Here is a 23,707-nt window from a genome sequence, read left to right on the forward strand (position 1 = left end):
TCCGACGCGCCGTCAACTCTCCTTTCGTGTCTGCCGCCTGACCATCGTGAGGAGCGCGGCATGGGTGCCGGGGTCGGCGGCGGCGATCAGGCCGCCCCGGCCGGTGTGCACCGGATCGCCGTACAGACCGGTGACCGTGCAGCCGGCGGCCTGGCACAGGGCGATCCCGGCGGCGAAGTGCACGCTGTCGGCGAGATGGCCGTCGGTGACGTAGGCGGCGCGGCGCCCGGCGGCGACCCAGGCGACGGCGAGGGTGCTGGAGATCACCCGAGGCCGGAACCATTCGGTGAAGTCGGGGTCGGCGAGCAGCGACGGGGCCCGGAATCCGGGGGCGTTGGGGAAGGGCGGGTCGAGGTTGACGTCCACCAGGGCGGAGGCGGCGGACGGGGTCAGCTTCTCTTCGGCTCCGCCGTCGCCGTCGCTCAGCCGGGCCCGGTGGCCGTCGGTCCAGAAGACCTCGCCGGTGAACGGGTCGGCCGTGGCCGCCGCGGTGATCTCGCCGTCCGCCCGCAGCGCGACGTTGACGCCGACGAGCCTGGTGCGCACCGCGTAGTCGAGGGTGCCGCACAGGGGGTCGACCAGCCAGCGACGCCGGGCCCCGGCGGCGCCGTCGACGCCGCTCTCCTCGCCGGTGACGGCGTCCTCGGGGCGGCCGGTGCGCAGCACGTCCAGGATGGCCCGCTCGGCGGCGAGGTCCGCCTCGGTGGCGAAGTCGCCGCCGCCCTTGTCGTGGCGCGCGAGCCGGCCGCCGTAGAGGTCGCGTACGACGGCGGCGCCCGCCCGTGCCGCGGTCACGGCCAGGCGGGCGTCGGATTCCCCCTCGGTGATCGTCATATGCGCAGCCTATGCGCAACTCGACTGAGGGGCGCAGGAGTTCAGTCCTGCGCCGGGGTGAGCGTGAGGGTCTGTTCGGCGGCGGTGCGGCCCCGGCCGACGGCGCTGTGCCCGGTGTCGGTCCAGGTGCGCACCGGTACGGTCTCCGCGCCGCGCCCGGCGTCGGCGGACAGGCCGAGGACGAGGCCGCTGTAGCGGTTGACGAGGTGGTACGTGCCGGCCGGAGCGGCGTCCGGGATCAGGAACCACTGCTGTCCGACGGCCGGGCTTGCGCTGCGCCTGCTCACGGTCGGCCGGGTGCCCCAGGCGCGGTCCGCGGTCCTGGTGGAATCGACGCCGAGCAGGTCCCCGGTGGCGGCGTTGGTCACGGTGTAGGCGCCGTCGCCGGTGGGCCGGAAGGTCCAGGAGGCGCGGGCCGCGGGGGTGGGCCGGGCCGCGGTGGTGGTGGCACCGCCGGGGGTCTGGGCGAGGACGCGGCCGGTGCCCGCGGCGATCCGGTAGCGGTGCCCGGTGGCCACGGGCGGCACCGGGCGCCTGGCGGAGTCGAGGGTGAGGTCGACGTATTCGCCGTCGGCGCCGTGCGCGCAGCCGAAGGAGCAGTACGAGCGCAGGGTTCTGCCGACGATCGAGGAGCTGGTGCGGTTGGCGCCGTCGAGGAACCAGCGGTACCAGGAGGCGTTCGTGTAGCCGCCGGTGTCGCCGATGAGGCGCCACTTCTGGGTGGCGAGGTCGTCGGTGGCGTAGAGGTACTGCGGCGCGTTCCCGCTCTGGTCGACCGCCTGCGGTTCGCCGATGTACAGGCCCAGGTAGGCGTCGTAGGCGATGTTCATCACGAACAGCGGGGAGGTCGGGGGTGTCTTGCCGGCCGCGATCTGCTCGGCGGTGGTGCCGGTGTTCGCCGGGTCGTACTCGGCGGCGGCGGGGGTGTAGCCGGTGGGGTGGTCCGCGCCGACGGGGACGATGTTGCTCTCCTTGCCGCCGGTGCCGGGCTGGGACCAGGCGCCGTCGTACCACTTGCGCCAGGTGCCGGGGGCCATCTTGCCGGCGATCGGAGCGCGGGCGACGTGCTCGTAGAAGGCCTTCCAGCCGCCCTTCTTGTCCACGATCCGGGAGCCGTAATAGACGTAGAAGTAGCCGGAGGCGGTGTCCACGAAGAGGCGCTGGTCGCCGTCGCCGTAGTCGTACGTCTGGTTCGGGAAGGCCGCCGTGTCGCCGCGCACGGTGCTGAACGGGGACGTGATGACGTGGTCCTCGATGGTCCAGGTGTGGCCCCGGTCGGTGGAGACGGCGTAGTCGATGGCGTCGAAGTGCAGCCCGTCGCCGAAGGGTCGGGGGGTGAACTCGTTGTGGACCAGGCCGTACCAGTCGCCGGTGTCGGGGTCGATCCACACGCCGGAGAGGTCGCAGTAGTTCTTCTGGGCGTAGCCCGATCCGGCGGGGGCGTAGCTCGCCTCGCGGCCGGTGGGGCTGTTGTTGCACCGGGCGGTGGTGTCGTCGTTGCGGTCGGCGGGGTCGGCCGGGTTCACGGCGGTGCTCAGCGCGCTGTCGAAGGTGGCGGTGTCGAAGTCGGTGCCGGTGTAGAAGTCCCAGCTGCGCGGGTCGTCGGCGCCGTACAGGGCGGCGGACTGCTGGTAGTGGAAGGTGCCGTCCCGGTCGAGGAAGGGGCTCGCGGGGGTGTCCGTGGGGTACGGGAAGGGCACCGGGCTGCCCACGGTCACGGTGTAGGCGGGGGCGGCGGACGCCGGGGACGCGGTGGCGCCGCCCAGGACGAGGGCGGCGGCCGCGGCCACGGCGCCGCCCGCTCTGCTCAACAGTCGCACGGATGCTCCTCGTTGCCGGAGGTGATGCCGGAGGTGGGGCCGGAGGTCCGGTCCCACGGAACGATCAGCCCCCGGCGGTGTCCCGGCAATGGACTCCTGTGCGCCGCCTCTTGCACTTTCGCGCGCGGACCGGCCGGTCAGCCTTCCCCGGACAGCGGTGTGTCCCACGCCAGTTGGCGGATCAGCTCCTCGTCCCGGTGGTCGGGGCGGTGGTCCGGGGCGGCGGGCCGGGCGGGGGTGTGGGTGCCGCGGGAGATGCCGCCGCTGACGGTGATGTTGTGCTCCACGCGCGGGCGCCGGTACCGCTCGTACGCCTCGAACGCCCGTGCCCCGTCCGGCAGATCACGCAGCGCCTTGGCGAGGACGACCGCGTCCTCCAGCGCCATGGAGGCGCCCCGCCCGGTGGCCGGGGAGGCGGCGTGGGCCGCGTCGCCGACGAGCAGCACCCTGCCGGTGTGCCAGCGGGTGCCGAGCGGCATCTCGGTGGCGTTGGTGACCATCACGGGCCCCGGACAGGCGGCCACCAGCGCGGCGGCGGGCGTGGGGTCCTCGCGCAGCAGGGGCAGCAGTTCCTCGAGCGGTACGGCGCCGCGCGCGCCCGGACCCCGCTCGGGCAGCGGATCGCCGCCGACGCGCGCGAACCAGTACGTCTCCCCCGTCGGCGCCTGAGCGTAACCGAAGGCGCTCGCGCTGCCGCGCACCATGGTGATGACGCCGCCGCCCGTGCCCGGCGCGCCGGGGGTGCGGCCGTAGAAGACACGCTGTCCCGCGTAGCCGGGCCGGGCCTCGGGGGCGACGGCGCGGCGGACGGCGGAGTTCAGGCCGTCGGCGCCGATGAGCAGGTCGCCGCCGGCGGTGCTGCCGTCCGCGAAGCGCGCGGTGACGCCGCCCGGCCCTTCGGTCACGGAGGTCAGCCGGGCGCCGCGGACGAGGCGGATGCCGCGCCGTGCAACCTCCTCCTGGAGCGCGGAGTTGAGTTCGGCGCGGCGCAGGCAGCGGTAGCGCAGGGCGGGTTCGGCGACCTCCCCGAGCGGGACGTGGGCCAGCTCGGTGCCCGCCGCGTCCAGCAGGCGCAGCGAAGTCAGCGGAAAACCGATGGCCGTCACGGCCCGGCCGGCCTCCAGTTGGGCCAGGGCGCGCATGCCGGTGCTCGCCAGGGTGAGGAAGGCGCCGGCGTCCCGGTCCGCGCCCGGACGGGCCTCGTACACGCGGACGTCCAGGCCCGCCCGGTGCAGGCCCAGTGCGGCGGCGCTGCCCGCGATGCCGCCGCCGATCACCAGGACCCTGGTCGCCGCCGTACCGGTCATCGCCGCTCCCCATGCCGACAGTGGTGGGGACCATCCAAGTACAGCCGCGGACGGTGGGGGCCGGGTGGGGGTCCGGATCCGGACAGGGGCGGGCGCCCGTCCGCCGCGCGCGCCGGTGGGTGCCGGGAGCGCTCCGGGCGCCACCCGCCAGCGCGGGGTGTGCGCACGACCGCCCCTCGTGCGCGGGCGTCCGGGCGGTCCAGGTGGGTACGCACCGGCCATGCGCGTGAGTGTGGTGGATGCGGGTTCGAACACGGTACGCCTGGTGATCGCGGATGTGGAGGGGGGTGTTCCGCTGCCGGTGCACACCGTCAAGTGGAAGCTGCGCCTGTCCGAACAGGTCGGCGCGGACGGCACGATCGGCGGGGAGGCGGTGGAGCGGCTGGTCGAGGCGGTGGCCGAGGCCGGGGAGACGGCGCTGCGGTGGAAGGCGGCGGGCCCGCTGGCGTTCGCCACCACGGTGGTGCGGGGCGCGCCGAACCGGGCGGAGGTCCTGGAGCGGGTGGCGGCCGGGACCGGGATCCGGATGTGCACCCTGCCGGGCGAGACGGAGGCCGAGCTGACGTTCCTGGCGGCCCGGCGCTGGCTCGGCTGGAACGCGGGGCCGCTCGCGCTGCTCGACATCGGCGGCGGCTCGCTGGAGGTGGCCTTCGGGCGGGGCCGGCTGCCGGACTTCGCGGCCTCGCTGCCGCTGGGCGCGAACCGGCTGACGCGGGAGCACCTGGACGTGCGGGACCCGCCCGGCGCGGGCGAGCTGAGGGAGCTGCGGCGCCGCGTCCGGCACGAGCTGCGGGACGTGGCGGCGCGGATACGGTGGGAGTCGCCGCGCACCGCCGCGGTCAGTTCCCGCACGTTCCAGCAGCTGGCCCGGTTGTGCGGGGCCGCGCCGGGGCGGTTCGGCCCGTTCGAGCCGCGCGCGCTGCGGCGCCGTGACCTGGGTGCGGCGGTGCAGACCCTGGCCGCGCTGCCCGCCGCGGAGCGCGCCCAGTTGCCCGGTATCTCCGCGCCGCGCGCCGGGCAGAGCCTGGCCGGCGCCGTCGTCGGGCACACCGCTCTCAAGCTGATGGGGCTGCGCCGGGCCGTGGTCAGCCCGTGGGCGATCCGCGAGGGCATCCTGCTGCGCTACATCGAGGACGGCGCCGACTGGTGGACGCGGACCGCGGGGGCCTGCCTTCCGGCGGCACCCTCCTCGGGGGTGTCGCTGCGCTGCGTGGCGGGGCCCTCCGCGTAGCGGGGAGGGGAAGGGGCGAGCCGGGATCGGCCGCCCCTTCCCCCGCTGCGGTCAGCGCAGTGTGCCCGTCTTGATGGTGTAGATGCCCCGGCCGTGCGTGGCGGCGTACAGCGTGCCGCCGTCGGGGCTTGTCTTCAGCTGGAGCACGGCGACGGCCGGGAGGTCGCCGACTCGCTTCCACGTGGTGCTGCCCGGCGCCCGGTGGACGACGCCGAGGTCGGTGCCGACGGCGAGGCCGCCGTCGGCGGTCACCAGCGCGGAGTTGGCGGGCACGTCCGGCAGGTTGCCGGAGATGTCCTTCCAGGTGGTGCCGCCGTCCGTGGACTCGAACACGTGGCCGACGCCGGCGCCGGGGCCCTCGGTCCACTGCCGGGAGAAGCCGTTGACCGTCAGGTAGACGTGGTCGGCGTCGTGCGGGTCGATGGCGAAGCCGCTGAGGTAGCGGTTGGGCACCGTGCCGTCCACGGGCAGGTTGATGTCGTGCCAGCCGGTGCCGTCCGCGTTGCCGACGGAGATGCCGCGGGCGAAGCCCTGGTCGTTGCAGGGGCCGCACCAGGCGGCGTAGACCTTGCCCCCGGAGGCGGCGACGGCGGTGGCGGTACGGCCCTGGCCGAGGTCGTGGGCGCTGGTCCACTCGGAGCCGCTGCGGATGGCGTAGCCGTGGTGCTGCACCCAGACGTGGCGGCCACCCGCGACCCAGGTGTTGCCGTCCTGCATGTCGGCGGCGAGCGGGGCGATGAAGCGGGCCTCGTCGGTGGCGTTGTCGGGCGGGGCGACCGAGTACGACGTGACCTTGCTCGGGTCGCTGACCCAGCTTCCGTCGTTCACCGCGCAGTTCTGGGTGACCTGGATGGCGAGGTAGACGTACTCCTGGGCGATGTTGCACCCGTTGGCGGGGTCGGTGAGGGTGTCGCCGCCGTCGCCGCCGAAGTTGGAGCCCATCACCGTGTCGTTGCCGCGCAGGATGGACTGGCCGTTGTCCTGGAGACCGCCGGTGACGGAGACGCCTCCGTGGTCGAGGTCCTTGCCGATGCCGACGGAGTAGTACTCCAGGGCGTCGATGGTGCCGTCGTTCAGGGACGTCCAGTCGGTGGCGTGGCCCGAGGCGTCCTGGGAGCCGTTCACCGGGCGCTTGTAGATGCCGCCGTCGTTGCCCACGTACACGTACGGCTTGCCGTGGTAGCTGCCGATGGCGACGCCGTGCTGGTCGGAGTGGGTGGTCGGGTTGCAGTCACCGGTCTGCTTGGCGGGGTCGATGTTCCAGCAGGAGAAGGTGAAGTTCCAGTACGGGCCGACGGTGGACCAGGTGCTGCCGCCGTCCTTGGTCTCGTAGACCTCTTCCAGGCCGGCGTACAGGTGCTCCGGGTTCTTCGGGTCGACGGCGAGGAACTGGTTGTACCAGGCCTGCACGCCGGGCATGTAACCCGCGGTGGTGAGCGCCGAGTTGTCGGCGGCCAGGCCCTTGTAGTCGGCGATCTTCGTCCAGGGTCCGCTCGGGGAGCCGGACTTGGAGACGTAGATGCCCTCCAGGCCGCTGTCCGGGTTGCTTTCGAGCTGCCGCGGCGACTGGTCGATGGCGTAGTAGCGGGAACCGTCGGCGGAGCGGGCGAAGGTCACGTTGCCCACGTCGTCCGGGTCGGCCGGGAGGTCGCCGAGGCCGTCGGTGATCCGCTTCCAGGTGCCGCCGGACCTGGTGTAGAAGCCGTTGTAGTCGTCGCCGCCGCGCCAGCCGATCGCGAGGACCACCTTGGCGGGGTCCTTGGGATCGACGGCGATGTCGTTGGCGATGTTCTTGTACGCCGCGTCCGGGTCGTGCGCCTTGGGGCCGTTCGGCAGGTAGTCCGGGTTGGGCGCGAACTCCAGCTTCCAGGGGCCCTTCAGATTCCTGGTGGAGTGGCTCCACACACCCTCGCTGGTGGCCGCCCACACCGTTCCCCCGGCGAAGCGCAGCTCGTGGATGGTGGTGCTCTCCAGTTCGTCGCCGCCCACGCGGGTGCGCTGGGTGAAGGTGCCGTGGTGCGGGCGGGCGAGGACGTAGACGCCGCTGCCGAGGTAGGCGTCGGAGTTGGTGGTGGCCTCGCCGGTACCCAGCCACAGCCGGCCGCCGCCGTCGAGGGCGAGCGCGCCGGTGGACTGGGAGGGCAGCCTGTCGCTGATGGGCTGCCATTTCCCGCCGCCGGTGCGCGAGCGCCAGACGCCGCCGCCCGCGCTGCCCGCGTACACATAGCCGTCGTCGTCCGCGGCCACGGCGGCCATCCGACCGGTGACATCGCCCGCGCCGCCGCTGGAGTTGGAGTCGTAGTCGCGGTAGCGCGGGTCGTCCGAGTTGTACGGCAGGTCGGTGATGTTCTGCCACCTGCCGCCGGTGCTCTTGAGCTTGCCCAGGTCTCCCCAGGCGGCGCCGTAGGCGCCCGGTGCGACGATGCCGGGCGAGGTGCGGGCCTCGGCGAACTGGTCCGCGCCCTCGGCGATCTCGTCCGCCTCGTTGCCGCCGTCGTCGTCCCCCGACAGACGCGGCGTCATGGCGCCCGCCGACTCCGTCCGTTCCTTGGCGAGTTGGCCGAGGGTACGGACGCCGAAGGGGCTCGCCGTGCGGCCGGCGGCGGACGACGGGGGTATCGCGATGAGCGCGGCCGACGCGCTGATCGCGCAGACGGTGAACCACCGTCTGCTGCGGGTTGGTACGGACACCGGACCTCCAGGAACAGCCATTCGACTCTGCCGACGCAGGAGACCCGATCACACGGGCGGGCGGTGCTCGGCCACTTGGCGAAGTTTTGACGCGTACGCGCCAGTAACAGTGCCGACGTGCCGACGTCAGGAGCGGGCTCCGCCGCCCTGCGCGCGGGTGCGCAGGGCGCCCGCCGTCCGCAGCAGCCGGTCGGCGGGTCCGCGCAGACGCGGACGGGCCAGCACGGTGTTGCGCAGGCCCCGCGCGGGCCCGCGCCACAGGCGGTGGGCCAGGGCCACCGGGTGCGGCCGGGTCAGGAGACCTTCCCCGACCCGCAGTTCGCGGGTCTTCAGCCAGTCCTTGTACTCCTTGTCGCCGCGCCCGAGGTCCACCAGGCCCACGCCGTGCCGGGCGGCGGCCTCGGCGGTCCGCAGATGCATCATCAGTCCCGGCGAGTAGCGGTGCAGTCCGGGGTCGTACGCGGTGAACCAGGCGGCCAGTACGGTGCCCGACCGGGGCCCGAAGTGGGCGGCGACCGGGCGGTCCCCGGCGTAGAGCACCGACAGCACCCCGGCGCAGTGCGGTTCCCGCAGCCGGAACATGTCCTCGACCAGGGCGACGATCCAGGGCCGGGAGAACCGGTCCATGCGGCCGGTCCTGCGGTACTGCGCGGACTTCCAGCGCATGAGGGTGCGCAGCGCCTCGGGGTCGCGCTCGTCGAACACGAAGCGCACCCGGCCGGCGTCCCGGCCCAGGCGGCGCTCCTTCTTCAGGGTCGTCTTCGCCTGTCCGGGGTAGGTGCCGCGCAGCCAGTCGGCGTAGTCGCCGTCGCCGGGCCGCACATCGATGACGGGTGAGGCGAAGGTGCCGGTGACATACGGTTCGAACGGCCGCTGCCCGGCGACGAGATGGTCGAAGGCGAAGCTGCTCAGCTCGCAGGCGCGCAGCAACTCCCCGGTGTCCCACATGGTTCCGGGTCGGTGCACCAGGGCCTGGCAGTCGGACAGGCCGAGTCCGATCGCCCGGCCGGTGCCGAAGGGCCCCCGCTCGTACGGCAGGAATCCGACATCCCGGCCGCCCTCGCGCAGCACCGCCACCCGGACCCCGCTCCGGTGCCGGCCGACCGCGAGGGCGAACTCCGGGGCGAGGAAGGGGTTGGCGAACGCGGGAGACGTGTCCATCGCCTCATGCCAGGCTCGCAGCTGACCAGCCGTCAGTTCGCCGGGCGCATGGACGGTGATCTCCACTCGGCACCCCCGCCTTCCCCCGTACGACGGGCGCCCGGTCCCCCGCCGTGCGCCGCCGCTCAAAGCTGGCGAAACAGACGGATCCTGTCAAGGGCGCAGGCGACGCGGGGACGCCGACTCTTCCGCGAACTCCCCGATCCGGCACGGGGGAAGGCGCCGGCTGGCAGACTTCCCGATCATCCTGGCCCCGTGGAGAGGCGGTACGTCATGACGTCCCATTCCGAGCCCGCCGAGCTGCTGGCCGCGATGCCGTTCGCGGCCGGTCTCGGCATCGAGCTGCGGGAGGCCACCGCCGAGCGCGCCGTGGGCTCGCTCGCCTGGTCGCCCCGGCTGTGCACGGCCGGTGGCGCGCTGCACGGCGGGGCGCTGATGGCGCTGGCGGACAGTGTGGGCGCGGTGTGCGCCCATCTCAACCTGCCGAAGGGGGCGGCCGGCACCTCCACGGTCGAGTCGAAGACCAACTTCCTGCGGGCCCTCACCTCGGGCCGCGTCCACGCCACGGCCCGGCCGCTGCACGTCGGCGGCACGCTCATCGTGGTGCAGACGGAGCTGCACGACGACCGGGACCGGCTGGTCGGACAGACCACGCAGACGCAGATCGTGCTGCGCGCGCAGGCCGGCTGAGGCACGGCGGCCGGACGGGCCGGACCGCGCCGGGGGGCGGGGTCCGGCCCTTCGCCATGCGCGCCCTCCGACCCGCGCGGGGCGTCCGGCAGCCGCCCGCGGTATTGACATGAACCTGTGCTTCCTTCGAGTCTTCGTGCGTGAAGTTGCTTGATTTCGCGCGTCTTCAAGCACTTCCGCGCAAACTCAGGTACTCCGCACCGATGCGAGGGGAGCTGTTCCGCCGTGCGAAGACTCCGACACCGGGTGCCGTGGCCGGCCTGGATACCACTGGGGCTGGTGACCGCCCTGGCGGGCACCGCGCTGGTCGCCCCGGCGCCCGCCGCGGCCGCCGCCACCGGCGCCGTACTGGACCCCGCCCACAGCAGTGTCAGCTGGCAGAGCCCCGCCTACCCCAAGGGCACCGGCGCCGGCCCCGAGGCATGCCCCGCCGCCGGCGCCGACCCCGACGACAAGGTCTGCAACCGCTTCGACCTGACCGTCTCGGTGCCGGCCGGCTACTGGGACGACAACCCCGAGGGCGGCGTCCCGCTGAACATCCGGTGGGACCACCCCACCGACGACTTCGACCTGTACGTGTACGACGACCACGGCACCCAGGTGGCCTCCAGCGCGGGCACCGCCGACCCCGAGGCCACGGTGATCCCGCGGGCGTCGGGGACGTACCACGTGGTGGTGGTGCCGTACGACGTGCACGGCGGCTCCTTCACCGGCACGGCCTATCTGCCCGCGACCGAGGACGCCGGCGATCTGACCTCCTTCTCGGGCGGCGACGGCAGCTACACGATCCGGGCCGGACAGCTCGTGGCGCGCGCCGACTTCCTGACCGGCGGTCAACTACGGCTCCAGGCCGATCCGTCGGGAACACTGAGCGATCCGGCGGGCACCGAGATCGTGCGCACGCAGCCGGCGGCGGACCGGCGCACCTCGTCCTTCGACGCGGGCGGCTACTACGGCATCCGCACCTCCGGCGCGGTGCTGCGCGTGTACAAGAAGCCGCTGCGGTTCGGGTTGTACAAGGCGGACAACCGCACCCGGATCTGGCAGGAGGACAAGCCGCTGCGCTGGTCCACCGGCGGAATGCGGCAGAGCCTCGACCGGGGCGCCGACGAGCAGTTCTTCGGCGGCGGGGAGCAGAACGGCAGCTTCTCGCACCGCGGGCAGACGATGTACGTGTCCAACAGCTTCGACTGGAACGAGGGCGGCTACAACAACTCCCAGCCGTTCTACCTCTCCAGCGCGGGCTACGGCGCCTTCCGCAACACCTTCGCGCCGGGCGTGTACACCTTCGGCGCGCCGGTGACCACCGGGCAGCAGGAACGGCGCCTGGACGCCTACTACTTCCTCGGCGACGCCAAGCAGGTCATCGGCAAGTACACGAAGCTCGTGGGCAGGCCGTTCATGCCGCCGGTCTACGGACTGGAACCCGGCGACTCCGACTGCTACCTGCACAACGCCAACCGGGGCGAGCGGCACACCCTGGACGCCCTGAAGGTCGCCGACGGCTACACCGAGCACCAGATGCCGCTGGGCTGGATGCTGGTCAACGACGGCTACGGCTGCGGCTACGAGAACCTCCAGCAGACCGCGCAGGGCCTTCAGGACCACCACGCCCAGCTCGGCCTGTGGACGCAGGACGGCATCGACAAACTCGCCGAGCAGGTCAAGGCGGGCCAGCGGGTGGCCAAGCTGGACGTGGCCTGGGTCGGCAACGGCTACCGATTCGCCCTGGACGCCTGCGACGCGGCGAAGAAGGGCATCGAGGACAACAGCGACGCGCGCGGCTTCGTCTGGCTGCCCGTCTCCTGGGCGGGCGCCCAGCGCTGCGGGGTGCTGTGGAGCGGCGACCAGCAGCTGTCCTGGGACTACATCCGCTGGCAGATCCCGACCTACGCCGGTGCGACGATGTCCGGCATCGCCTACGACACCGGCGACGTGGGCAGCATCTACCGCCACGACGCCAAGATGTACACCCGCGACCTCCAGTGGAAGGCGTTCCTGCCCGCCATCATGACCATGGACGGCTGGGCCACCGACCTGACCACCAAGAAGCCCGCCGACCAGCAGCCGTGGCTGGACGGCGAGCCGTACACCTCCATCAACCGCACGTACCTCCAGCTGAAGGAGCGGCTGCTGCCGTACATGTACACCCTCTCCGCCGACGCGGCGAAGACCGGGGTCGGCGCGGTGCGCCCGCTGTGGCTGGAGTACCCGGACGACCCCCGCACCCTGGGTGCCGACGCCAGGTACGAGTTCCTGTCCGGCCCCGACTTCCTGGTCGCGCCGGTCTACCAGGACTCCGACACCCGCGACGGCATCTATCTGCCCAAGGGCACCTGGACCGACTACTGGACCGGCCGCACCTACCATGGCCCGACCACCGTCGACGGCTACCACGCCCCGCTGGACACGCTCCCGCTGTTCGTACGCGAGGGCGCGATCGTCCCCATGTGGCCCAAGGGCACCACGAGTTGGCAGACGCGGGACCGGCACGAGCTGGACTGGGACCTGTACCCGTCGGCCCACGGCACCAGTCGCTACGCGCTGTACGAGGACGACGGCGTGACCCGTGACTTCGCGGGGGGCGCACACGCCACCCAGCGGGTCTCGGTGCACCGGGACGCGCACGGGACGAGCGTGTCCGTGGGCGCGAGCAAGGGCGACTACGCGGGCAAGCCGGCCGCCCGGACGTACCGGTTCACCGTGCACGGCGGCTCCGCCCCCGCGCGGGTCCTGCTGGACGGTCGTCAACTACCGCGTTCCGCCTGGTCGTTCGACCCCGCGAGCCGGGTCACGACGATCACCACGGCGAGCCTGCCGCTGGACCAGGGCTTCGGTCTGCGATTGGTCGACAAATGGTAAATAGATCGTATGGTCTAGTCCAAAGAGCGGGTTGGTCTAGGCCAACTTATTGACGTGACCGCAACAGCTCCCGGAGGGTGGGGGCTCCTCCCCCACCTCGGGTTCTCCCCACCCTCTGGAGGCACGCAGTGAGACGTCTTCACGCCTGTATGAGCGCGGCGGCCGCCGTCGTGCTCGCCGCCGCGGGCACCACCGCCCTGGTCGCGGCCAACGCCTCGGGCGCCACTCCCCAGGACGCCCTGAGCAACCGCTGGTACGCGGCCGCTCCCTATCTGATGCCGCTGGACAACAACCCGCCGGACCCGGCCGCCATCATGGACGCCACCGGCCTCAAGGCGTTCCAGCTCGCCTTCGTGCTCGCCCCCAACGGCGGTGGCTGCTCGCCGACTTGGGGCGGCACGGCACCGGTCTCCTCGGACACCGCCGTGAAGTCGATGATCGACACGATCCGCGCCAAGGGCGGCGACGTGTCCGTCTCCATCGGCGGCTACGGCGGCACCAAGCTCGGCCAGGCCTGCGCGGACCCGGCCTCCACGGCGGCGGCGTACCAGCAGGTGATCACCAAGTACGGCCTGCACGCCATCGACTTCGACCTGGAGGAGCCGGAGTACGAGAACACCGCGGCCATCAAGAACGAGATCGGCGCCGCGAAGATCCTCCAGCAGAACAATCCGGGCCTGTACGTCTCCGTGACGACGGCTGGCACGGCGGACGGCACCGGCTGGTTCGGCAAGCAGATGCTGCTGGAGGCGAAGTCGCAGGGGTTCACCCCGAACAACTTCTCCATCATGCCGTTCGACGGCGGCTTCAACGGGGCGGCGAGCCAGACCAGCGCGCTGACCAACTTCAACTCGATCCTCCAGTCCACCTTCGGCTGGGACGAGGCCACCGCCTACGCCCACGAGGGCTTCTCCGGCATGAACGGCCGCAGCGACACCGGGGAGATCTTCACCCAGAGCGACTTCCAGACGGTGCTGGACTACACGACCAGCCACCACATGGACCGCTTCACCTTCTGGTCGCTCAACCGCGACCGGCAGTGCAGCCCGCCGGACAACGGGGGCCGTACGTCCGGGACTTGTTCCAGCGTCGCCCAGAGCGACTGGGACTTCGCGAAGTACTCGGTGAAGTTCGCGGGCGTCACCCCGCCGACCGGCACGCCCACCCCCACCCCCACGCCGACCTCGTGCAAGCCCGCATGGAACTCGTCCACCGCGTACACGGGCGGGTCCGAGGTGTCGTACCAGCAGCACAACTGGAAGGCCAAGTGGTGGACCCAGAACGAGGTGCCCGGCGCCTCCACCTGGGGACCCTGGCAGGACGAGGGCACCTGCTGAACCGGCGCGCCCGGTGGCCGGGGACACGTGCGGTGGGACACCCCCGCCGGGCGCGTCCCCGGCCGCACGTCCGCGGCGGAACCGGTCCGTCCGGGTGACACGCGGCGTCACCTGCGCGACTGGTGGAATACGCCAGGTGGCCGTAGCGTCGATGGCATCTGCTCGGACACGGCACGAACGGTGGGAGCGGCCATGCGCGGAACAGTGGCGGGAACGGCGGTGACCCTGGCGGCGGCGGCACTGCTGACGGCGGGGATGACGACGGCTTCGGCCAGCCCGCCGACCACGACCGCGTCACCGACGGCGACCACGTCACCGGCCGCGACCGCCTCGCCGGCCGCGACAGCGCGGGGCTCGCGCGGAGACAGGGTGCTGGTGGACTGCTTCGCGCACCGCAATGTGCGCCCCACGGACTTCATCCTGGCCTGCGGCGACGGCAACAGCCGCCTCAAGGGGCTCCAGTGGACCAGCTGGGGCGCCGGCGGCGCCACGGGCACGGGCACGAACTGGGTGAACGACTGCAAGCCGTACTGCGCGGCCGGCTCCTTCCACCCCTACCCGGTGGTCATCCGGCTCAGCGGCGACACGCAGTGGAAGAAGCATCCCTCCTTCGACCGCTTCACCCAGCTGACCCTGACCTACACCGGCGCGCGGCCGCAGGGCTTCCAGCGCATGATGTCGTACCCGCTCTGGGACGGCCCCTCGTCACCGCGGGGCTGACAGCGCACCAGCGGCCGGGTCCGGCGAGGACCCGGCCGCCTCTTCGCGCGCTCAGGCGATCTCGACCAGCAGGTCGCCGCCCTCCACCTGCTGGATCCGGTTGATGGCCAGCCGGGACACCCGGCCCGCCTTCGGGGCCGTGATCGCGGCCTCCATCTTCATCGCCTCGATGGTGGCGACGGTGACACCGGCCTCGACCTCGTCGCCCTCGGTCACCGAAAGGGTCACCACACCGGCGAACGGCGCGGCCACCTGGCCGGGATTCGACCGGTCGGCCTTCTCCGTCACCGGCACGTCCGAGGCCGCCGACCGGTCGCGCACCTGGATGGGCCGCAGCTGGCCGTTGAGCGAGGACATCACCGTGCGCATACCGCGCTCGTCGGCCTCGCCGATCGCCTGGAGCTCGATCAGCAGCCGCACACCGGGCTCCAGATCGACGGCGTACTCCTTGCCCGGCCGCAGCCCGTAGAAGAACGCCTTGCTGTCCAGGACGCTCGTGTCGCCGTACGCCTGCCGGTGGGTGTCGAACTCCCTGGTGGGCGCCGGGAACAGCAGCCGGTTGAGGGTCGCCCTGCGGTCCTTGGCCAGCCCCTCGCGGTCCTCCGCGGACAGTTCGGGCACCGGCTTGGCCGCGGCGCGCCCCTTGAGCGCCTTGGTGCGGAACGGCTCCGGCCAGCCGCCGGGCGGGGTGCCCAGCTCCCCGCGCAGGAAGCCGATCACCGAGTCGGGGATGTCGAACCGGTCGGGGGTCTGTTCGAAGTCCGCGGGAGAGACTCCGGCGCCCACCAGGTGCAGGGCGAGGTCGCCGACCACCTTGGAGGACGGGGTGACCTTGACCAGGCGGCCCAGGATGCGGTCGGCGGCGGCGTACATGGCCTCGATGTCCTCGAAGCGGTCGCCGAGCCCGAGCGCGACGGCCTGCGTGCGCAGGTTGGACAACTGGCCGCCGGGGATCTCGTGGTGGTAGACCCGCCCGGTCGGCGCGGCGAGACCCGCCTCGAACGGCGCGTAGATCCGGCGCACGCCCTCCCAGTACGGCTCCAGGTCGCCGACCGCCTGGAGGTCGAGGCCGGTGGGCCGCTCCGAGTGGTCGGTGGCGGCGACGATCGCGGACAGGGACGGCTGCGAGGTCGTCCCCGCCATGGAGGCGACCGCGCCGTCCACCGCGTCCGCGCCCGCCTGGATCGCGGCGAGGTAGGTGGCGAGCTGGCCGCCCGCGGTGTCGTGGGTGTGCAGATGCACGGGCAGGTCGAACTCGCGGCGCAGCGCGGAGACCAGGGTGGCGGCGGCCGGGGCGCGCAGCAGTCCGGCCATGTCCTTGATGGCGAGGACATGGGCGCCCGCGTCGACGATCTGCTCGGCGAGCCGCAGGTAGTAGTCGAGGGTGTAGAGCCGCTCGCCGGGGTCGCTCAGGTCCCCGGTGTAGCAGAGGGCGACCTCGGCGATGGCGGTGCCGGTCTCGCGCACGGCCTCGATGGCGGGGCGCATCTGGCCGACGTCGTTGAGGGCGTCGAAGACGCGGAAGATGTCGATGCCGGTGGCGGCGGCCTCCTGTACGAAGGCGTCGGTGACCTCGGTCGGGTAAGGGGTGTAGCCGACGGTGTTGCGGCCGCGCAGCAGCATCTGCAGGCAGATGTTGGGTACCGCCTCGCGCAGGGCGGCCAGCCGCTCCCAGGGGTCCTCGGCGAGGAAGCGCAGCGCGACGTCGTAGGTGGCACCGCCCCAGCACTCCAGGGACAGCAGCTGCGGCAGGGTGCGGGCGACGACCGGGGCGACGGCCAGCAGGTCCTTGGTGCGCACGCGGGTGGCGAGCAGCGACTGGTGGGCGTCGCGGAAGGTGGTGTCGGTGACGCCGATCGTCGGCGATTCGCGCAGCCGGCGGGCGAAGCCCTCGGGGCCGAGGTCCACGAGGAGTTGGCGCGATCCGGCGGGCGGCTCACCGGCCGGCAGTGCGGGCAGCTTGGTCGACGGGTCGAACAGTTCGGGGCGTTCGCCGTGCGGCTTGTTCACCGTGACGTCGGCGAGGTAGGTGAGCAGCTTGGTGCCGCGGTCCGCGGAGGAGCGGGCGGTGAGCAGGTGCGGGCGCTCCTCGATGAACGAGGTGGTGATCCGCCCGGCCTGGAAGTCCGGGTCGTCGAGGACCGCCTGGAGGAAGGGGATGTTGGTGGCCACCCCGCGGATGCGGAACTCGGCGACGGCCCGCCGGGCGCGGCCGATGGCGGCCTTGAAGTCCCGGCCCCGGCAGGTGAGTTTGACCAGCATCGAGTCGAAGTGGGCGCTGATCTCCGTACCGGCGTGGGTGGTTCCGCCGTCGAGCCGGATGCCGGAGCCGCCGGGCGAGCGGTAGGCGCTGATCGTGCCGGTGTCCGGGCGGAAGCCGTTGGCGGGGTCCTCGGTGGTGATACGGCACTGGAGCGCGGCCCCGTGCAGGGTGATGGTCTCCTGGGCGAGGCCGAGGTCGGCGAGGGTCTCGCCGGCGGCGATCCGCAGCTGCGCCTGGACCAGGTCGACGTCCGTGACCTCCTCGGTGACGGTGTGCTCGACCTGGATGCGCGGGTTCATCTCGATGAAGACGTGGTTGCCGTCCCGGTCGAGCAGGAACTCCACGGTGCCCGCGTTGCGGTAGCCGATCTCGCGGGCGAAGCGTACGGCGTCGGCGCAGATCCGCTCGCGCAGCGCGGGGTCGAGGTTGGGGGCGGGCGCCAGCTCGATGACCTTCTGGTGGCGGCGCTGGAGCGAGCAGTCCCGCTCGAAGAGGTGGATGACGTTGCCCTCGCCGTCGGCGAGGATCTGCACCTCGATATGGCGCGGGTCGACGACGGCCTTCTCCAGGAAGACGGTCGGGTCGCCGAACGCGGAGGCGGCCTCGCGGGAGGCGGCCTCGATGGACTCGCGCAGCTGGGCGGGGTCCTCCACCCGGCGCATGCCGCGGCCACCGCCGCCCGCGACCGCCTTCACGAACACGGGGAAGCCGATCTCCCCGGCGGCGCGGACCAGTTCGTCCACGTCGGTGGAGGGCTGGGAGGAGCCGAGCACCGGTACGCCGGCCGCGCGGGCGGCGGCGACCGCGCGGGCCTTGTTGCCGGTCAGCTCCAGCGTGGCCGTGCCGGGGCCGACGAAGGTGATGCCCGCCTCCTCGCAGGCGCGGGCCAGCTCCGGGTTCTCGGACAGGAAGCCGTAGCCGGGGTAGACGGCGTCCGCCCCGGCCCGGCGGGCGGCGGACACGATCTCCTCGACGGAGAGGTAGGCACGCACCGGGTGCCCCGGCTCGCCGATCTCGTACGCCTCGTCGGCCTTGAGCCGATGCAGCGAGTTGCGGTCCTCGTGCGGGAACACGGCGACGGTGCGCGCGCCGAGTTCGTAGCCCGCCCGGAACGCACGGATCGCGATCTCTCCGCGGTTGGCGACCAGCACCTTACGGAACATCCTGGAATCCCTTCAGCTGCCTGGCGGCGACGAACGTCATGGTGGCCGAGACCATGGTGGTCAGGACACGCCCTGCCCTGCCGTTTCCCGCGCAACCCTAGGGGCTGGCCGAACGGGGCCGTATGCGAAAACCATCACACCGAGGGTGTGGGCGGCGCCACAGGTGCGGGCGGTCCGGGGCGGGGGCCGGTTCGCGCACGGGCGGGGTGCGGTGGCACGGGCCGTGGCGCGGACGGTGCCCCGGTCAGCGTTCGAGGGAGGTCATCGCGGTGGTGGCGGTCCGGCCGGCGGTGGGCGCGGGGTGGGGGGACGCGGGGGCGGGGAGGACGGCGGGCACGGGGAGGGCCGTAGGGGCCGTAGGGGCCGTAGGGGCCGTAGGGGCCGTAGGGGATGGTCGGCGGGCGGGGGTGCGGGTGCGCAGCCGTTTGCGGCGGCCGTGCAGCAGGCCGAGGACGAGGGCCGAGCCCACCGCGATCAGGTGCTCGCGCCCGGCGAGGTTGGGCACGGCGATCGACTCCCACACCATCGAGCCACCGGTCAGCGTGAAGACCACCGGGGCGCGCCGGACGACCGAGAGGTAGGTGAACAGGCCGACGACCGCCGCCGAGGGCCCGGTGTCCAGGATGTGCCCGCATTCGGCCGGCAGACCGAGGCCCCACCAGCCGGGGCCGATCGCGATCATGAGCCGGGCGACGAGGGTGCCGGCCAGCGTGGTGGCGTAGGCGATCGCGAGGGTGCGGGAGCGGCCGAGGGTGAGTTCGGCGAGTGCGAAGGCGAGGAACAGCTGGGTGATGCCGGCCCAGACCGGCAGGTCGAGCGCCGGGACGTACAGCGACACCGGGGTGCGCAGCAGGGACAGCCACAGCGGCAGGTCGGCCTTGACGCCGCCGAGCCGGGTGACCCAGACCGCGCCGGTGGGGTGCTGGGCGATGTCGTGGAAGAAGATGACGCCGAACGCGGCGACGAAGGCCAGCAGCAGCCCGGACAGTCCGCGCCGGGCGAGTTGCCGTACCGGGTCGACGACGATGGCCTGCCATTCACCGCGCAGGGTGCGGCCGGTGAAGCGGACGAGGCGGGCCGCCGCCGGGCGGAGCCGGGCCGGACGTCTTTCCGCGGTCATGAGACGGGACAGCCCGTCGCCTTCGCCTTCGACGCACCTGTCATGCACATCGCCCCCTTCGGCCCGCGTCCGGTGGTCGACCGTACGAGCCTTTCCCCTACCCGCTCGATTCCGGCAATCACCAGGTGACCGCCGACGTTGTTCTCCGGGCCGTGTGGTCGCGCGACCCAAGGGGACAGTTCAGCGACCCGCGCGACGGTCGTCAAGATCTTTAACGGGTGGGAAGCCCCACAGGCGGACGGAACGGAAAACTGGGGCGGGAAGGCAACCTCCGCCCCTCCCGACGCGTCTTCCGATTCGGACACTGCAGCGCCCGCCGAGCAGCACCGCGCAGGCTCCGGCGGTCGCGAGGCCGCTGGCGGGGAAGGTCCATGACCCCAGCTCACCGGGCGCAAGAGGTGCGGCGCGACGCGTTCACGGCCCGGAGGGACACCGGCCCCGCCGTGCGCGGGGAGGCTTCCGGACCTCATGACACGGCGGGGCAGGCGGTACGTCAGCAGACTGCCCCCGGAATCCGGGATTCAGTAGCGTGCGGATGGCATATTCACGCCCTGCGTCCCGCCAAAGCCACGCAAAGCGGCGCCCTCGCCGAGACCCTAGCCGAGGGCGTCCTCGGGCCGGTCGACGGCGTCGTCGGCCGTGCCGCGCTCGCGCCGCCGGCGGCCCGTCACCCGTACCAGGTCCAGTGCCGCGGCCAGGGCGAGGACCCCGCACACCACCGCGAGGACGGCCAGCGGACCGCTGCCGGGACTGTCGCCGGGGCCCTGGTCGGCGGACCAGAGGGCGAAGCCCACGGTGGCGGCGGTGAAGACCGGGAGGAAGAGGGCGGAGAGGATCAGGCGCAGGCGCAGGGCGCTGCGGGCGGTGACCGGCTCGGTGCCGGTGGGGGCGTGCGCTGGGGTGTGCGCGGGGGCGGGGTTTGCGCGGTGCGCCGGTGGTGGCGTCCGTCCGTTCCGGTCATCGGCCATGACGGCCTCCTCGCACCCGTGGGGCCCTTGCGGGATCACCGTCCGCGTAGCCCGGCGCGGCGCCCGTAAACCGGCGTCCGGCGGAGTCTGTGAGCAACCCCACGCGAGGGTCCAACTGCCTTGCCCGTACGGCGTTTCGAGCGTCGTACGACCTCGTCCGCAGGGGTCTCGGCAGGCGCCCCTCCCCCGCCGTCTGTCACGATTGCCCATGCCCTGACCGGGTAGCCCGGCCGTGCAGCGCAGCCGGCTCGCGGGCACCGTCGGTCACTGCTCCCCACCCTTGTCGAGTACCCCTTCGTGTCCTATTCCCCTGACGTGGCCGCACCCGCCTCGCGTGCGCCGTGGCGGTCGCTGCGGCACCGCGGTATGCGCTGGTGGTCGGTCGCCAACCTCGTCTCCAACGCCGGCACCTGGATGCAGCTCACCGTGCAGAACCTGCTGGTGCTGCACATCACCGGCTCCGCGGCGGCGACCGGTCTGTCGATGTCCGTGCAGGCGGCGCCCGCGCTGTTCGTGAGCCTGCTGGGCGGCGCGGCCGTGGACCGCTGGCCCCGGAAGCTGACGGTCGCGGTCAGCCAGACACTGCTGGGCGCGGTGGCGTTCACCATGGCGCTGCTGGTGGCCCTGGACCGGATCGACATGACGTCGCTGCTGGTGCTGGCCGCCGTGACCGGCGTCATCGCCACCGTGGACGGCCCGGCCTGCGCGCTGCTCGGCAACGACCTCGTGCCCGTGGCGGACGTGCCGTCCGCGATCGGCGTGGGCGCCCTCGTGCACAGCGCGGGGCGGCTCGCGGGCACGGCGCTGGCCGGTGTGGCGGTCGCCCTCCTCGGCACCGGCGCCGCGTACGCGGCCAATGGACTGTCCTTCCTGTTCGTGGCGTCGGTGGTGCCCTTCCTGCGGCCCCTGCGCGCGGCCACCGAGCGGCCCGTGGCCGAGGTGCGCCGCGAGCCCGAGCCGGTGCGGACGAGCGCCCGTGAGGGTCTCGCGTACTTCGTGCGGCGGCCCCGGCTGATGGCGCTGGCCGGGATCACCGCGATCAGCTCCGTCTTCGGCCGCAACTACGGCCTCACGCTCGCCGTCCTGGTCACCGGACCGCTCGCGGGGGGCGCCGGCTCCTTCGGCACCGTCTCCACGGTGCTGGCCGTCGGCGGCATCCTCGGCGCGGTCCTCGGCGCCCGGCTGCGCAGCCCGTCGGTGCGCACGGTGGGGGTGCTCGCGGCGGCGGGCGGGCTGCTCCAGGTGGTGGCCGGGCTGTCCCCGTCGCTCGCCGTGCTGCTGGTGCTGGTGCTGCCGATGGCCGTCGTGGAGTCCGTCTCGGACACCGCGGGCACGGCCGTGCTCCAGACCGACCCGCCCGCGCATCTGCGGGGCCGGGTGCTCGGGGTGTGGAGCACCATCGGCACCGTGTGGGGCCTCGGCGGCCCGCCGCTGCTGGGCCTGCTCATGCAGACGGCGGGCGCGCGCGGCGCCCTGGTCACGGGTGGTCTGCTGATCGCCGGGTCGGTGGCCGCGGGCCTGCTGCTGCGCCGCCGGGGCGGTCTGCCGCCGGTGGCCGCGGTGCCGACGCCAAACGGGGACGTGCCGCAGCGGGTGGCGCTCGGCACGGCGGCCTGATCCGCGGGGCCGGAGCGACGGCGCCGGTCCCGCTCCGAGCGGCCGACAGCGGTCTCACTCCCGGCGGTCGGCGGAGGTCTCACTCCGGGCGTCCGGGCAGGTGGTACACGTGGAACGCCTGGCCGATCACCGGCTGGGCCACGTTGCGGACGCGGACGCCGCCGGTGGTCATGCCGTGCTCGGTGCCGGCGTGGGCGTGGCCGTGGACGGCGAGGTCGGCGCCCGCGGTGTCGATGGCCTCCGCGAGCAGGTAGCTGCCGAGGAACGGATAGATCTCCGGCGGCTCCCCGGCGAGGGTGTCGGGCACCGGCGAGAAGTGGGTGAGGGCGATCCGCACGTCCGGGTTCCACTGCTCCATGTCCTTCAGCGCGGCGTGCAGCGCGTCGGCGCAGCGGCGGGTGTAGCGGACGAACTCCTTCATCAGCGGCTCGCCGAACTCGCCCGCGCAGCGCCCGACGAAGCCGCCGCCGAACCCCTTCGTCCCGGCGACCCCGATGCGCGCGCCCCCCGCGGTGACGACCACGGCCTGACCCTCCAGGACGTGCGCGCCCGCACCCCGGAGGATCGCCGTGACCTCCTCGGAGTGCTCGTCGTGGTGGTCGTGGTTGCCGAGCACGGCGACCACGGGCACCCCGAGGTCCTCGATCTCACGGGCGACGACCTCGGCCTCCTCGGGCGTGCCGTGCCGGGTCAGGTCGCCGGCGAGCAGCAGGACGTCGGCGCACTCGGGCAGCGTCTCGAAGGAGGGGCGGAGGATGCCCTGGCTGTCGGGGCCCATGTGGATGTCCCCGACGGCCGCGACGCGGATCATGTGAGGTCCTCTCCGTGGTCGGGTGAGGAGGTGCCGGCGACGAGCAGGTCGCTGTGGACGGGGTGGTGCGCCAGTTCCTCGCGGGCCGTGGCGAGGATCTCGTCCCGGCACTCGGCGGACGGCACGGTGCCGGTGAGCAGGACCGTGTCGCCGCGCAGTTCGAGGCGTACGCCGAGTTCACCGAGCCGTCCCGAGGCCAGGCGTTCGGCGAGGTGGGCGACGCGGTAGTCCAGCTGGGTGTCCGGCGGGGTCGGGACGTCGGTCATGGCCGGTCCTCACGGGGTTCGATCACGTTCAGGCGTTCGAGGAGGAAGAGGAAGGCGGCGGGCATGGGCTGCTCGCCGCAGCTGTCGCGGATCACGTCCCAGTCGACCTTCTCGCGCACGGCGCGGGCGACCGGCAGCACGGCCCCGAAGTCGCAGTAGTGCTCGGAGAACGCGCTGATCAGGCTGCGGATGAGGTCGGTCGGGCAGAGCACCGGCATCAGCACCGAGTCGACGGGCAGGACGTGCGCCCGGTCGAGCATCTCCTTGGTGACGGGCTCGTGGGCCAGCGCGAAGATGATGTCGACGTTCTGTCCGTGGCAGGTGGTCTTCAGCAGCCAGTCCTCGGGCGGGGTGCGGACTTCTAGCCCGGCCTCGCGCAGGGTGGCGGCCACGGCGTCGGCGTCGCCGGGGAGCACGCAGAAGTCCGCGTCGTGCTGGAGGTAGCGGCTGCCGCCGTGCGCGTACACGGCGACGCTCCCGGCCAGCGCGAAGGGGTGGCCGGCCCGCTTGAGCAGGGCCCCGATCCGCTTGGCGGCCTCCAGGATGGCCTGGCTGCGGTCGTGCGGCAGGGCGGGCGCGTCGGGCGCCGGCCGGGGTTCCGGCTGAAACCGCGGCTCGCCTCCAGGAGGGGCTTGCGACGTCCCGTCGGGGTCCGGCGGGACGGGCGACCGCGGCCCCGGTCCGGGCTCCGGCGCGCTTTCCCGCTGCGGGTGCGCTCCGTGTCCCGGCGCGCCGTGCGGCTGCCTCTCGTGGCCCGGTGCGGCCTCCGGCTGCCGCGTCTCGTGGGCCGGCGGGGCGTACGGCCGGTCGGCCGATGCCCGCGGCGGGGTCCCGTCCGTCGCGAGG

16 protein-coding genes and 1 pseudogene are annotated in these 23,707 nt (G+C 73.1%); 6 read left to right on the forward strand and 11 right to left on the reverse strand.

The annotated features are described in order from the left end of the window. Nucleotides 1-12: 12 nt before the first annotated feature. The 3 genes from ACZ7EC_RS01530 to ACZ7EC_RS01540 form a co-directional block, all read right to left on the reverse strand. Nucleotides 13-834 carry an inositol monophosphatase family protein gene (locus ACZ7EC_RS01530; protein WP_471056198.1) on the reverse strand — a complete coding sequence of 274 codons (822 nt, stop codon included), beginning with the start codon at nucleotides 832-834 and terminating at the stop codon, nucleotides 13-15. 41 nt (nucleotides 835-875) lie between these two features. After that, nucleotides 876-2,654, reverse strand: a complete 1,779-nt coding sequence (locus ACZ7EC_RS01535) for an RICIN domain-containing protein (protein WP_471056201.1) — start codon at nucleotides 2,652-2,654, stop codon at nucleotides 876-878. 137 nt (nucleotides 2,655-2,791) lie between these two features. Next, nucleotides 2,792-3,961 carry an FAD-dependent oxidoreductase gene (locus tag ACZ7EC_RS01540; protein WP_471056202.1) on the reverse strand — a complete coding sequence of 390 codons (1,170 nt, stop codon included), beginning with the start codon at nucleotides 3,959-3,961 and terminating at the stop codon, nucleotides 2,792-2,794. A 220-nt stretch (nucleotides 3,962-4,181) separates the two neighbouring features. Here ACZ7EC_RS01540 and ACZ7EC_RS01545 point away from each other — a divergent pair, with 220 nt between their 5' ends. Next, complete coding sequence (locus ACZ7EC_RS01545; protein ID WP_471056203.1) at nucleotides 4,182-5,192, forward strand: Ppx/GppA family phosphatase; 1,011 nt, start codon at nucleotides 4,182-4,184, stop codon at nucleotides 5,190-5,192. Between the two features lie 51 nt (nucleotides 5,193-5,243). On the opposite strand, the gene ACZ7EC_RS01550 is transcribed toward ACZ7EC_RS01545, so the two are convergent. Next, nucleotides 5,244-7,883: a beta propeller repeat protein gene (locus tag ACZ7EC_RS01550; RefSeq protein WP_471056206.1), complete on the reverse strand. Its 2,640-nt coding sequence runs from the start codon at nucleotides 7,881-7,883 to the stop codon at nucleotides 5,244-5,246. 126 nt (nucleotides 7,884-8,009) lie between these two features. Continuing rightward, nucleotides 8,010-9,110, reverse strand: coding sequence for a GNAT family N-acetyltransferase (locus tag ACZ7EC_RS01555; protein WP_471056208.1), 1,101 nt, complete (start codon nucleotides 9,108-9,110; stop codon nucleotides 8,010-8,012). Nucleotides 9,111-9,317: 207 nt separating this feature from the next. Between ACZ7EC_RS01555 and ACZ7EC_RS01560 the strand changes: the two genes are divergently transcribed. The 4 genes from ACZ7EC_RS01560 (at nucleotide 9,318) to ACZ7EC_RS01575 (ending at nucleotide 14,653) form a co-directional block, all read left to right on the forward strand. Continuing rightward, the gene (locus ACZ7EC_RS01560; RefSeq protein ID WP_471056211.1) at nucleotides 9,318-9,734 is read left to right on the forward strand and encodes a PaaI family thioesterase; all 417 of its coding nucleotides are present in this window, start codon (nucleotides 9,318-9,320) and stop codon (nucleotides 9,732-9,734) included. 225 nt (nucleotides 9,735-9,959) lie between these two features. Further along, on the forward strand, nucleotides 9,960-12,596 hold the full coding sequence (locus tag ACZ7EC_RS01565; protein WP_471056214.1) for a TIM-barrel domain-containing protein: 2,637 nt from the start codon (nucleotides 9,960-9,962) through the stop codon (nucleotides 12,594-12,596). A gap of 149 nt (nucleotides 12,597-12,745) precedes the next feature. Beyond that, nucleotides 12,746-13,933, forward strand: coding sequence for a chitinase (locus tag ACZ7EC_RS01570; protein WP_471057792.1), 1,188 nt, complete (start codon nucleotides 12,746-12,748; stop codon nucleotides 13,931-13,933). A gap of 192 nt (nucleotides 13,934-14,125) precedes the next feature. Beyond that, nucleotides 14,126-14,653 (forward strand): hypothetical protein, encoded by a 528-nt coding sequence (locus tag ACZ7EC_RS01575; protein WP_471056216.1) that lies wholly within the window; start codon nucleotides 14,126-14,128, stop codon nucleotides 14,651-14,653. A gap of 51 nt (nucleotides 14,654-14,704) precedes the next feature. Here the strand turns inward: ACZ7EC_RS01575 and ACZ7EC_RS01580 are convergent, their stop codons facing one another. From ACZ7EC_RS01580 to ACZ7EC_RS01590, 3 genes are all read right to left on the reverse strand, one after another. Then, nucleotides 14,705-18,079 (reverse strand): pyruvate carboxylase, encoded by a 3,375-nt coding sequence (locus ACZ7EC_RS01580; protein WP_471056219.1) that lies wholly within the window; start codon nucleotides 18,077-18,079, stop codon nucleotides 14,705-14,707. A 244-nt stretch (nucleotides 18,080-18,323) separates the two neighbouring features. Continuing rightward, complete coding sequence (locus tag ACZ7EC_RS01585; protein WP_471056221.1) at nucleotides 18,324-19,199, reverse strand: hypothetical protein; 876 nt, start codon at nucleotides 19,197-19,199, stop codon at nucleotides 18,324-18,326. Between the two features lie 596 nt (nucleotides 19,200-19,795). Further along, entirely contained in the window at nucleotides 19,796-20,167 is a 372-nt protein-coding gene (locus ACZ7EC_RS01590) for a DUF6343 family protein (protein ID WP_471056224.1), read from the reverse strand. Nucleotides 20,168-20,482: 315 nt separating this feature from the next. Between ACZ7EC_RS01590 and ACZ7EC_RS01595 the strand changes: the two genes are divergently transcribed. After that, nucleotides 20,483-21,784: an MFS transporter gene (locus tag ACZ7EC_RS01595; protein ID WP_471056226.1), complete on the forward strand. Its 1,302-nt coding sequence runs from the start codon at nucleotides 20,483-20,485 to the stop codon at nucleotides 21,782-21,784. 79 nt (nucleotides 21,785-21,863) lie between these two features. Here the strand turns inward: ACZ7EC_RS01595 and ACZ7EC_RS01600 are convergent, their stop codons facing one another. The 3 genes and pseudogenes from ACZ7EC_RS01600 to ACZ7EC_RS01610 all read right to left on the reverse strand — a co-directional run. Further along, entirely contained in the window at nucleotides 21,864-22,595 is a 732-nt protein-coding gene (locus ACZ7EC_RS01600) for a metallophosphoesterase family protein (RefSeq protein WP_471056229.1), read from the reverse strand. Next, on the reverse strand, nucleotides 22,592-22,861 hold the full coding sequence (locus ACZ7EC_RS01605; protein WP_471056232.1) for a BON domain-containing protein: 270 nt from the start codon (nucleotides 22,859-22,861) through the stop codon (nucleotides 22,592-22,594). Before ACZ7EC_RS01605 ends, ACZ7EC_RS01600 begins: the two co-directional genes overlap by 4 nt. Continuing rightward, a pseudogene (locus ACZ7EC_RS01610) lies at nucleotides 22,858-23,439 on the reverse strand (nucleotidyltransferase family protein); the annotation flags it as partial. The gene ACZ7EC_RS01605 and the pseudogene ACZ7EC_RS01610, both read right to left, overlap by 4 nt. Nucleotides 23,440-23,707 lie beyond the last annotated feature (268 nt).

The sequence above is a fragment of the Streptomyces sp. NPDC037203 genome, assembly GCF_055605065.1.